This is a genomic window from Geodermatophilus obscurus (genome assembly GCF_900115395.1).
GTDB lineage: Bacteria > Actinomycetota > Actinomycetes > Mycobacteriales > Geodermatophilaceae > Geodermatophilus > Geodermatophilus obscurus_B.
The window spans coordinates 364,198-376,199 of record NZ_FOWE01000004.1 but is presented as its reverse complement, the minus strand read 5'-3'; the positions used below and the strand labels follow the sequence as shown (position 1 = coordinate 376,199).

The window sequence follows — 12,002 nt, the reverse complement described above, 5'->3', positions numbered from 1 at the left end:
GCGACGCGCCGGCGCTCCGCCGCGCCCCGCACTCCCCGGCGCTCGCACTCCCCCGCGCTGGCACTCCCCCGCGCCCCACTCCCCGCGCCCCTCTCCCCGCGATCACGGAGCTGACGCGGCGACACGCCGTCGTCGTCCGGCGTGTCGCCACCGCGACTCCATGATCACCGCCGGGAGTGCAGGCCCAGCGCCCGCGCCGCCGTCGCGACCAGCCGCTCGTGCTGCCGGTACACGTCGACAGCCGTGACGTGCAGCAGGGTCCACCCCCGCTCGCTCAGCCCGTTGTGCCGGCGCCGGTCGTCGCGCAGCTGCTCCGGCGTCATGTGCGCCGCGTGCCCGTCGTACTCGGCCGCGACCCGCTGCTCGCGCCAGCCGGTGTCGAGGTACCAGCTGCACCCGTCGCCGAGGACCCGCACCTGGACGTCGGGAGCCGGCAGCCCACCGTCGATGAGACGCCACCGCATCCGCGACTCCATCGGCGACTCGGCCAAGCCGTTCGCGTGCGGGACCAGCAGCCTCAGCCGGACGACCTCGCGGAGTCCGCGGTGCCGCTCCGCCTCCGCGGCCAACTCCGCGCGGGTGCACTCGCGGGTCGCGAGCGCGGCGTCCAGGGTGGCCAGCCCGTGGATCGGGGCCGTCGACCGGACGACGTCGCAGGCGGTCCGCGCCGGTGGGGTGCACCAGACGCCGTCGACGAGGACCGCGTCGTCGGTGCCGAGGACGGACGGGTGGACCCGGATGCCCGGCCGGCTCCGGTTCGCCACCGACGCCGGGCCGAGGAAGTGCAGCGTGCCGCCGTCGCCCAGGACGTCGAAGCCCCACAGCGCCGCAGCGGTGGTGGAGGAGGCGACCAGGTCGGGGCCGACGACGAGCGCCGCGGCACGCACCTGCACCGCGAGGGAGTCCGGCAGCTCGGCGTCGGCGAGCACCCCGCGCCAGCGGGTCCGCCGCCAGCGTCCCGAGGCGACCAGACGCCGCACCTCCCACTCGGTCAGCCGCTCACGGGCCTGCTCGAGGGTGAGAACGCCACCCTGGCGCGCGATCGTCCGGTACAGCGCGAAGTCCACGGCGCGGACCCTCCAGCCGGGACACGCGCCGGGACGCCGTCGCGGACCGGTTGGGGATGCGCGGCCGGCTGTGGATCCCCGTGATCATGGAGCTGCCGTGGCGACACGCCGCATGCCGACGGCGTGTCGCCCCCGGCTCTCCATGATCGCGCCAGAAAGGGGCGACGGCAGGAGGGGCGAGGGTGAGGAGGGCGGGGGCGGGAAGGGCGGCGGCAGGAAGGGCGACGGCGAGGAGGGCGGCGGCAGGAAGGGCGGCGGCAGGAAGGGCGCGGGGCGGCGGCACCGGCGCCGGGGCCGGCGGGGACGGCGTCAGGCCGTGGGGACGCGCTCCGCGACCCGGGCGGTGCCGTGACCGGCTGCCGAGGCGTGTCGCGGGACCGGCGCGGCGGCCGGCCGGGGGGCCGGCGCGGTGACCGGTGCGGCGTTCCCGGACGCCCGGTCGGCTCCCAGCCGGGTGAGGTCCCGCTCGACGGCGCGTCGCAGCCGAGGACCCAGCGGCCGCTCGACGAGGACGTGCAGGCCCCAGGCGACGGCGACCACCGCGGCGGTGACGACGGCGAGGACGACGTACGCGGGCAGGACGGGCGCCAGCTCCCGGATGAGCGCCCAGCCCGGGTACTCGTGCACGAGGTAGAGCGGGTAGGTCAGCGCGCCGGCCGTCGTCAGCCACCGCAGGTCCAGCCGGGCCGCCGGGGTCAGGGTGACCAGCACCAGGACGCCGATGCAGCCCAGCAGCAGCACGGTCAGCGCCCGCATGGAGACGCCCACGCCCGCGACGTCGACCGACCACGGGATGTAGTGCGCCTGGCAGACCCACAGGGCCGCGCAGGTGTTGCCGCCGAGCAGCAGGCCCACCGACGTGCTCCACCCGTCGCGGCGGACCAGGAACAGCAGGATGCCGATGCAGAAGAACGGCGCGTACGTGGGCTCGAGCAGCGCCACGACCAGCGTGCTCCCGGCCTGGGCGCCCATCGCCCCGAGCAGCGGCCACGCCAGGCACAGCGCCAGCACGCGGCCGCGGGTGAAGCCGGCGAGACCGAGCAGCGCGAGCAGGACGTAGAACTTCAGCTCCACCCACAGCGTCCAGAAGACGCCGTCGACGTGCCCCACCCCGAAGGCCGGCTGGAGCATCGTCAGGTTGAGCACGACGCCGGGGAGACCGATCTCCGACAGCGTCGGGACGACCGGCACGACCCACAGCACCGCGGCGACGAGCACGACCGCCGCCCAGTAGGCCGGGTAGAGCCGCCCGACCCGCGAGGCGACGAAGGCCGGGACCGGCCGGCCCCAGGCGCTCATGAGCACGACGAAGCCGCTGATCATGAAGAACAGGTAGGGGCCGAACCCGCCGTAGACGGTGAGCCGGCTCAGCGTCGGGAAGACCTCGCGGACGCTCTCCCCCCACCCGGGGTTGTCCCGCCCGGTGAAGTGGAAGGCCACCACCGCGGCGGCCGCGACGAAGCGCAGCCCGTCGAGCGCCCGCAGCCGGCCGGCGTCCCGGAGCCGTCCCTCGTCGTGCACCGCGTCCCCCGTCCCCGGCCGGGAGCCGTCCCCGGTCGACCGCGGCCGACGGTAGAGGCGGCGCGGACGTGGGCCGGGGCACCACGGGTGCGCCCCGACACGGCCGCGCCGGGTGTGACGGACGGGTCCCGTGGGGGCCGGTCAGGTGGCGCCGAGGAACGCTTCCAGCAGCTGCCGAGCGGCCAGGGCGGGGGTGAGCTCGCCGGCCAGCACCGCCTTCTCCAGCTCCGGCGCCGACGAGCGGACGGCGGGGTGCTCGCGCAGCCGGTGCTCGAGCCCGTCGCGCACCAGCTGCCAGGTCCAGCGCACCTGCTGGGCGCGGCGGCGCTCCTCGAGGGCTCCCGACGCCCGCGCGCGGTCCTGGTGCTCGACCAGCTTGGCCCACACCTCCGCGAGCCCGTCGCCGGTCAGCCCGGCGCAGGTGAGCACGGGCACGTCCCACTCGGAGTGCCCGCGCAGCATCCGGATCGCCCCGGCCAGCTCCCGCGCGGCCTTGCGCGCGTCCCCGGCGGCCGGCCCGTCGGCCTTGTTGACGGCGATGACGTCGGCGATCTCGAGGATGCCGCGCTTGATGCCCTGCAGCTGGTCGCCGGTGCGGGCGAGGGTGAGGAACAGGAAGGAGTCGACCATCTCGGCGACGGTGACCTCCGACTGCCCGACGCCGACGGTCTCCACCAGGACGACGTCGTGACCGGCCGCCTCCACGACGACCATCGACTCCCGCGTCGCCTGGGCCACCCCGCCGAGCGTGCCCGCGGTCGGCGCCGGCCGGATGAAGGCGGCCGGGTCGACGGCCAGGCGCGCCATGCGGGTCTTGTCGCCGAGGATCGACCCGCCCGACCGAGCCGACGACGGGTCGACGGCGAGCACCGCGACGCGGTGACCGGCCGCGGTCAGGTCGACGCCGAGCTGGTCGATGAACGTCGACTTCCCCACCCCGGGCACGCCGCTGATGCCGACCCGCCGGGCCCTCCCCGCGTGCGGCAGCAGCTCGACCAGCAGCTCCTGCGCCCGTTCGCGGTGGTCGGCGCGGCGGGACTCCACCAGCGTGATCGCGCGGGCCAGCGACCGGCGGTCGCCGCCGAGGACCCCCTCCACGAGGGAGGGGACGTCGATCGGACGGCCCATCAGTGGCCGAGGCGCTGCGACAGCGTCCGCAGCAGCTCCTGCGCCGCATCGGCGATGACCGTGCCCGGCGGGAACACCGCGGCCGCGCCCATCTCCCTCAGCGCCGGGACGTCGTCGGGCGGGATCACGCCGCCGACCACGACCAGGACGTCGTCGGCCCCGAGCGCGGCCAGCGCGTCGCGCAGTGCCGGCACCAGCGTCATGTGGCCGGCGGCCAGCGACGAGACCCCGACGACGTGCACGTCGGCCTCGACCGCCTGCCGGGCGACCTCCTCCGGCGTCTGGAACAGCGGGCCGACGTCGACGTCGAAGCCGAGGTCGGCGAACGCGGTGGCGATCACCTTCTGCCCGCGGTCGTGACCGTCCTGACCCATCTTCGCGACCAGGATGCGCGGACGCCGACCCTCGGCCTCGGCGAACGCCTCGGTCATCCGCCGCGTCTCCTCCACCGGTCCGGAGCTGCCGGCCTCGTCGCGGTACACACCGGAGATGGTGCGCACCTGCCCGGCGTGCCGTCCGTAGACCTCCTCCAGCGCGTCGGAGATCTCCCCCACCGTCGCCTTGGCGCGGGCGGCGTCGACGGCGAGCTTGAGCAGGTTCGAGTCCAGCGAGCGGTCCCGCCGTCCCTCCGCGGCGGCGCGGGCGGCGTCGGTGATCCGGCGCAGCGCCTCGGCCAAGGCCCGCGCGTCGCGGGATGCGCGCAGCTCGGCCAGCCGTGCCTTCTGCTGGGCGAGCACGTCGGCGTTGTCGACGCGCAGCACCTCGATCGCCTCGTCGGCCTCCACCCGGTACTTGTTGACGCCGATCACCGGCTGGCGGCCGGAGTCGATGCGCGCCTGGGTGCGGGCGGCGGCCTCCTCGATCCGCAGCTTCGGGATGCCGTCGTCGATGGCCTGCGCCATCCCGCCGTGCTCGGCGACCTCCTCGATGTGCGCCCAGGCGCGGCGGGCGAGGTCGTAGGTGAGCTTCTCGACGTACGCCGAGCCGCCCCACGGGTCGATCACCCGCGTGGTGCCCGACTCCTGCTGCAGCAGCAGCTGGGTGTTGCGGGCGATCCGCGCGGAGAAGTCGGTGGGCAGCGCCAGCGCCTCGTCGAGGGCGTTGGTGTGCAGCGACTGGGTGTGTCCCTGGGTGGCGGCCATCGCCTCCAGGCAGGTGCGGACGACGTTGTTGTAGACGTCCTGCGCCGTCAGCGACCAGCCCGAGGTCTGCGAGTGGGTGCGCAGCGACAGCGACTTGTCCTTCCGCGCCCCGGCGTCCTTCACCAGCCGGGCCCACAGCAGCCGCCCGGCGCGGAGCTTGGCGACCTCCATGAAGAAGTTCATGCCGATGGCCCAGAAGAACGACAGCCGGGGCGCGAACGCGTCGATGTCCAGGCCGGCGGCCTTGCCCGCCGCCAGGTACTCGACGCCGTCGGCGAGGGTGTAGGCCAGCTCCAGGTCGGCCGTCGCCCCGGCCTCCTGGATGTGGTAGCCGGAGATGGAGATCGAGTTGAAGCGCGGCATCTCCGCCGAGGTGAAGGAGAAGATGTCGCTGATGATCTGCATCGACGGCTTCGGCGGGTAGATGTAGGTGTTGCGGACCATGAACTCCTTGAGGATGTCGTTCTGGATGGTCCCCGTGAGCTGCCCCGGCTCCACCCCCTGCTCCTCGGCCGCGAGGACGTAGAGCGCCAGCACCGGCAGGACGGCGCCGTTCATCGTCATCGAGACGCTCATCCGGTCCAGCGGGATGCCGTCGAAGAGCTGCCGCATGTCGAGGATCGAGTCGATCGCCACCCCGGCCATGCCGACGTCGCCGACCACGCGGGGGTGGTCGGAGTCGTAGCCGCGGTGGGTGGGCAGGTCGAAGGCGACCGACAGGCCCTTCTGCCCGGCGGCGAGGTTGCGCCGGTAGAAGGCGTTGGACTCCGCCGCGGTGGAGAAGCCCGCGTACTGGCGGACCGTCCAGGGCTGCGTGGTGTACATCGTCGGGTAGGGCCCGCGCAGGTAGGGCGGCAGGCCTGGGTAGGTCCGCAGGAAGTCCAGGCCCCGGAGGTCCGCCGGCGTGGCCAGCGGCGGGACGGCGATGCCCTCGGGGGTCTCCCAGGTCGCCTCCTCCACGCCGCGCCCGGTCGTCTCCTTGAAGGCCTTGGCCCAGTCGTCGGCACCCGTCCGCGCCGCCGGGCGGCCCAGGTCGACGCCGCCGAACTCGGGGATCGCGCTCATGCCCGCTCCTCCACGTCCTCGCCGTCCGCGCGCGGACGGCGATCGGGGATGCCGAGCTGGGCGTGGACCGTGCGGAGCACGTCCAGCGCGTCGCATCCGGCGTACACGTACCCGTCGACGCCGTCCACCGCGAGCGACGGCTTCCCGGCGAGCCACACCTGCGTGGCACCGGCCGCGCGCAGCCCGGCGGCGAGCGCGGCGGCCGACTCCGCGTAGTCGGCGTCGGTGCCGCAGACGCAGGCGACCGTCGTGCCGGCGTCGGCGAGCCCGGAGGCGCCGTCACCGGCGGGGGTCTCGACGCCGCCGGCCTGGAACAGGTTGCCGGCGAAGCCGGCCCGGGCGGTGTGCCGCGCGACCGGGCCGAGGGTGGCGAGGTAGACCCGCGGGCGCTGCGGCGCGGCGTCGGCCCGGTCGCGCAGCTCCTCGTACTCCTGCGCGGCGCGCACCCGCGGGAGCCCGCCGGAGGGGTGCAGGTCGGCGGCCGGCTGCCGCTGCGGGAGCCGCTCGGTCAGGTTCGGGAACTCGCTGACGCCGGTGATCGCCTCCGCCCGGGTCGCCAGCCGCCTGGCCCGGCGGTCCCAGGCGGCGGCGAGCCGGTCGCGGACCAGCCCCGACGACAGCGCCGCCACCAGCCCGCCGGCCCGCTCGACCTCGGTGAACCAGTCCCACGCCGCCCGCGCGAGCTGGTCGGTGAGCGACTCGACGTACCAGGAGCCGCCCGCGGGGTCGAGGACGCGGCCCAGGTGCCCCTCCTCGACCAGCAGGTTCTGCGTGTTGCGCGCGATCCGCCGGGAGAACGCGTCGGGCAGGCCGAGCGCGGCGTCGAACGGCTGCACGGTGACGACGTCGGCACCGCCCACGCCCGCGGCGAAGCAGGCCACCGTGGTGCGCAGCATGTTCACCCAGGGGTCGCGCCGCGTCGTCATCACCGACGAGGTCACCGCGTGCTGGCGCTGGGCCCGGACCTCGGGCGAGGCGCCGCTGACCTCGCCGACCCGGTCCCACAGCCGGCGCGCGGCGCGCAGCGCGGCGATGGTCGTGAACTGGTCGGCACTCGCGGAGTAGCGGAACTCCAGCGCGCCGAACGCCTGGTCGACCGGCAGGCCGGCGTCGGTCAGCGCCCGCAGGTAGGCCACGCTGGCGGCCAGGGAGCAGCCGAGCTCCTCCACCGCGGTGGCCCCCGCGTCGGCGTACACGGTCGCGTCGACGACGACGGTGCGCCAGCCGGCCGGCGCCCGCCGTGCGACGGCAGCCAGGCCGGTGAGGTCCTGCTCCTCCCCCGATGCGGCGTGCACGCCGAGCGGGTCGAGGCCGAGCGAGCCGCCGGGTGCGAGGTCGGTGCGGCCCTCGACGAGGGAGAGCAGCGCCTCGGCGGCCGGGAGCCCGCCGGAGACGGCGACCGGCGCGAGGTCGAGGTAGACGTCGGCGAGCACGTCCCCCAGCGCGCCGGGCGGCACCGCGCCCTCCCCGAGCACCAGCCACAGCGAGGTGACGCCGTTCTCCAGGTCGGCCGCGACCGCCTCCCTCGTCACCGCGACGTCGGGGTGGGCGTGCCGCTGTCGGACGTCCCAGCCGGCCGGGACGCCGCGCTCGGGCGCGGCACCGGCGCGGGCGCCGCGGACGAACGGCGGCATCCCGGGGACGCCGACCGCCGTCGGCAGGTCGCCGGCGTCCTCGGCGGTGTAGAGCGGGGCGACGCTGACGCCGGTGGCCACGGTGCGCCGCAGCGCGTCCTCGACCGGGTCGGGCAGGTCCTCGCGGCCGGCCCTCCGCAGCACGCCGGCCACGAGCTCGCGCCAGCGGTCACGGTCGGCGGGGGCGAACCCGCCGGCGAGGGAGAGCTCGTCGGGGACCGCGTGCTCGGCGGGGACCTCGTCGTCGCCGGGGGTCGCGGTCTGCTCGCTGGTGCGCATCATCGGGCTCCCGGCGTCGGTCTCGGAGGGGACCGTTCTACCGCCGCTCCCCGGCCCGTGCGCGCCCGGGGTGCGCGGCGGTCGGCGCGCCCGCCGCGTGACCGGACGTCCCGGCGTCGGCGGTGAGGGCCTGCAGCGCCGTGCGGACCATCAGCCGCACCCCGACCGCGATGGCCCGCTCGTCGACGTCGAAGGTGCCGCGGTGCAGGTCGAGCGCGGCACCGCCCCCGTGCGTGCCGAGCCGCGCGAGGGCGATGGGCAGCACGTCGGCGAACCAGCCGAAGTCCTCCCCGCCCATGCTCTGCGGCGACTGGCGGAGGTTCTCGGCGCCCACGGTCTGGAGCGCCGCGGCCCGGATGAGCGCCACCGCGCGGGGGTCGTTGACCACGGGCGGCACCCCGGGCACGTAGTCGACGTCGACCTGCGCGCCGGTGGGGGCGACGACCTGCTCGACCAGCCGGCGCAGCAGCGCCTCGGCGCCCCTCCACTGCTCGCGGTCGAGCACCCGGACGGTGCCGCGCAGCGTGCCGCGCTGCGGGATGGCGTTGGCCGCGACGCCGGCGTTGACCGCACCCCACACCAGCGAGAAGCCGGCCCGCGGGTCGACCTGGCGGGACAGCAGCCCGGGCAGGTCGGTGATCAGCCGGCCGAGCGCGTCGACGAGGTCGACGGTCAGCTGCGGCCGCGCGGTGTGCCCGCCGGGCCCGGTGAGGATGACGTCGACCCGGTCGCAGGCGGCGGTGATCGAGCCGGTGCGCAGGCCCACGGTGCCGACCGGGATCGCGGGGTCGCAGTGCAGCGCGAACGCCCGCGACGCGCCGTCGAGGGCCCCGGCGGCCACCACGTGCGTGGCCCCGCCGGGCACGGTCTCCTCGGCCGGCTGGAACACGCAGCGCACCGTGCCGGGCAGCGCGTCGAGCTCCGCGAGGGCCAGCGCGGCGCCCAGCACGACGGTGGTGTGCACGTCGTGGCCGCAGGCGTGGCACATGCCCTCACGGGTGGAGGCGTAGGGGACGTCCTTGAGGTCGGCCAGCGGCAGCGCGTCGATGTCGGCGCGCAACACCACCGTGGGCGGACCGGACCCGACCTCGACCACCAGCCCGGTGCCCGACGGCAGCCGCTGCGGGGACAGGCCGGCCTCGGTCAGCCGCTCCTCCAGGTAGGTGGTGGTCTCGACCTCCGCGTAGGCGAGCTCGGGGTTCATGTGGAGGTGGCGGCGCACGCGGACGAGGGAGTCGAAGCGGTCGGCCACCCACGCGTCGAGACCGGCGGCCAGCTCCTCGGGGCCGGAGGTCATGCGGCGTGCCCGCCGGCGCACGCCGCGGGGCCGGGGACGGGACCGTCCGGGTCGGTGGCGGGGCCGGTGGTGGGCAGGCCGTCGCGCAGCTCGGCGAGCAGCCCGTCGACGACGGCGCGCAGGTCGCCGCCGGCCGCGAGCGCTGCTGCCCGCTGCCGCTGGTAGGAGGCGCCGACGGCGAGCACCCGCTCGACGCCGGCCAGCTCGGCCTCGCAGCCCAGCCGCCGCGCGACCGGCGTGAGGTCCTCGGCCAGGTCGAGGATCGCCTGCCGGACCGGCCGGACCGTGCCCTTCTCGTCGACGATCACGTCGGCGTCGAGGCCGTAGCGGACGGCGCGCCACTTGTTCTCCCGCAGCACCCACTCGGGCGGGGTGGGCAGGGTGTAGCCGCGGTCGAGCTGGCCGTCGAACTGCTCGACGAGGCACTGGGAGAACGCCGCGACGACGCCGATCTCCTCGAGGGTGGGCAGGCCGTCGCAGATGCGCAGCTCGACGGTGCCGAAGCCGGGGTGCGGGCGGATGTCCCACCACACCTCGCGCACGCTCTCGATGGAGCCGGTGGAGATGAGCGTCTCCATGTAGGTCTCGAAGCCCGCCCAGTCGGCCAGCTGCATGGGCAGCCCCGCCGTCGGCATGCCCTCGAACACCTTGCTGCGCGCCGAGGCCAGGCCGGTGTCGCAGCCGACCCAGAACGGCGAGGACGCCGACAGCGCCAGGAAGTGCGGCACGTACTGGGTGAGCGCGTTGACGATCGGCATCGCCTTGTCCGGCGAGCGGACGCCGACGTGCACGTGCACGCCGAAGATCTGCAGCCGCCGCGCCAGCCACTGCATCCGCTCGACCAGCTGCAGGTAGCGCTCCTTGGGCGAGATGAGCTGGGTCTGCCAGTCGGTGAACGGGTGGGTGCCCGCGCACAGCAGCCCCAGCCCGCGCCGGTCGGCGGCGGCGGCGACCTCGGCCACCGTGCCGGCGAGGTCGGCGGTGGCCTCCTCGACCGTGGTGCAGACCCCGGTGATGACCTCCACGGTCGACTGCAGCAGCTCGTGCTTGGCCTTGGGGTGCTCCTCGGCGCCCTCGGGCCGGATCTCCTCGAGGATCTCCGTCGCGCCCGCGGTCAGCTCCCGGGTCTCCCGGTCGACGAGCTGCAGCTCCCACTCCACGCCGAGGCTGGAGCGCTCCGAGGAGGAGAACGGGATCTGCACCCTGCCGAGGATAGGGACGTGCGGGCCCGGGCACCCTCCGAGCGGTGCGGCCGCCCGCTCAGGCCGGCAGCAGCGCCGGTTCGCGGGACCCGGGCGCGGGCGCCAGCACGGGGCCGGCCCGGTCCAGGACGGCCTCCAGCGCGTGCCGGCCGTAGCGGTCGGGGTGCACGAGCACCGTGCACAGGTCGCGGCTGACGACGGTGACGCCGCGGCCGTCGTCGGTGGGCACCAGCGCCTCGACCCGCGACCACGGGACGCCGTGCACGTCGCCGTCGGCGTCGCGGTGGGCCAGGCCCTCGTCGGAGACGACCAGCGCCACCCGCGCGGCGGGGTCGAGCAGCCGGCGGTGCCACGGCGGGCGGAACAGCGTGCCCTCCGGCAGCTCCGGGACGATGCCACACAGCGGCCGGCGGACCGTGCCGGCCGGTCCGTCCCACGCGGCGGTGTCGGGGACGGCGAGGACGGCGGTCGGCTCGGCCCGGCGCAGCGCCGCCACGACGTCGGCGGGGGTCACCGCGCGCCAGGCCGCCAGCGTCTCGGCGGCCGGCCGGAACGGCAGCCCGGTGGCGGCGCAGTAGGCGGCGTCGGCGAGCTCGGTGCCCACCGCGTCCTCCTCGTCGAGCTCGGCCTCCAGCCCGGCGACGGCGTGCGCGACCTCCTGCCGCGCCGGGCCCTCGGCGCACAGCTCGCCGACGGTGGCCCACACCAGGTCGGCGACCTCGGCGTCGCGGCCGGAGCGGGCGTCGACGACGAGGGCGACCTCCCGTCGGTCGGGCGCGAGGTCGAGGGTCAGGGAGTCGACCGCGTAGGACAGGCCGCGCGCGTGGCGGGCCCGCTCGCGCAGCCGCTCGGCCGCCACCTGCACGCCCACGGCGAGCGCGACGTCGTCGGGGGTGTCGGTGGCCAGCAGCAGGCCGACACCGGGGACGTCGGTGCGGGTCCACACCGGCCCGTCCTGCGGGCGCGGGACGGGCAGCCGGCGCCGCGGGCGGGGGCCGGCGGGCAGCGGCAGCCGCAGGCCCGTGGGCAGCGGGCCGTGGCACCACAGCGCGGCGTTGCCGCGGACGAACCAGCGGGCCGCGTGCGCGCGGACGGTGTCCTCGGACAGGTACTCCGGTCCCGGCCCCGACGAGACGGTCAGCCCGGGGCCGGTCAGGCCGTAGCGTGCGGCCCACAGCGCGCTGACCGTGGAGGACCCGGCCGCGCAGCTCTCCGCCTGCAGGACGCCGGCCTCGGCGGCCAGCCGGTCGGTGGGCAGGTCGCCCAGCGCCCGGCAGACCGCCTCGAGGAACGCGCCGACGGCGTCGGGCCGGCCGGTGGCGAAGAACGCGGTGCTGTCGACGTCGGTGACGGCGTTGCAGCGCAGGTGCGTGCGGGGCAGCGCGGCCATCGCCAGGTGCTCGACGAGGTGGGTGACCTCGATGGTCGCGAACGTCTCGTCGCGCAGCCCGACGCCGAAGACCAGCGCCGCCGTGGTGCGCTCCCGTCCGCCCGCGGAGAACACCGGCACGCCGTCGATGACCGTTCGCTGCACGCCGCCCATGGTCGGGGGGTGGTGTCGCGCCGTCCCCGGCCGACACGCGGCCGGGGACGGCTGGGACGGATGGGTCGGTGCCGGCGCTACCGAGGGGGACGTCGGCGTCCCCGGCGCTGGGTTAGCGTCGCCC

General features: G+C 76.2%; 8 protein-coding genes. All 8 read right to left on the bottom strand.

Annotated features, from left to right (window positions below; all coding sequences use genetic code 11):
• Window positions 1–164 precede the first annotated feature (164 nt).
• Window positions 165–1,067: a hypothetical protein gene (locus tag BM165_RS10380; RefSeq protein WP_083427228.1), complete on the bottom strand. Its 903-nt coding sequence runs from the start codon at window positions 1,065–1,067 to the stop codon at window positions 165–167.
• A gap of 309 nt (window positions 1,068–1,376) precedes the next feature.
• On the bottom strand, window positions 1,377–2,588 hold the full coding sequence (locus BM165_RS10375; RefSeq protein WP_075013420.1) for an acyltransferase family protein: 1,212 nt from the start codon (window positions 2,586–2,588) through the stop codon (window positions 1,377–1,379).
• Between the two features lie 141 nt (window positions 2,589–2,729).
• The gene (gene meaB / locus BM165_RS10370; protein ID WP_075013419.1) at window positions 2,730–3,716 is read right to left on the bottom strand and encodes a methylmalonyl Co-A mutase-associated GTPase MeaB; all 987 of its coding nucleotides are present in this window, start codon (window positions 3,714–3,716) and stop codon (window positions 2,730–2,732) included.
• Window positions 3,716–5,923 carry a methylmalonyl-CoA mutase gene (gene scpA / locus BM165_RS10365; protein WP_075013418.1) on the bottom strand — a complete coding sequence of 736 codons (2,208 nt, stop codon included), beginning with the start codon at window positions 5,921–5,923 and terminating at the stop codon, window positions 3,716–3,718. Before scpA ends, meaB begins: the two co-directional genes overlap by 1 nt.
• Window positions 5,920–7,836 carry a methylmalonyl-CoA mutase subunit beta gene (locus BM165_RS10360; RefSeq protein WP_075013527.1) on the bottom strand — a complete coding sequence of 639 codons (1,917 nt, stop codon included), beginning with the start codon at window positions 7,834–7,836 and terminating at the stop codon, window positions 5,920–5,922. Before BM165_RS10360 ends, scpA begins: the two co-directional genes overlap by 4 nt.
• 37 nt (window positions 7,837–7,873) lie before the next feature.
• Complete coding sequence (locus tag BM165_RS10355; protein WP_075013526.1) at window positions 7,874–9,133, bottom strand: amidohydrolase; 1,260 nt, start codon at window positions 9,131–9,133, stop codon at window positions 7,874–7,876.
• Window positions 9,130–10,335: a glutamate--cysteine ligase gene (locus BM165_RS10350; protein ID WP_075013417.1), complete on the bottom strand. Its 1,206-nt coding sequence runs from the start codon at window positions 10,333–10,335 to the stop codon at window positions 9,130–9,132. Before BM165_RS10350 ends, BM165_RS10355 begins: the two co-directional genes overlap by 4 nt.
• 58 nt (window positions 10,336–10,393) lie before the next feature.
• Complete coding sequence (locus BM165_RS10345; protein ID WP_143108110.1) at window positions 10,394–11,869, bottom strand: insulinase family protein; 1,476 nt, start codon at window positions 11,867–11,869, stop codon at window positions 10,394–10,396.
• Window positions 11,870–12,002: the final 133 nt, after the last annotated feature.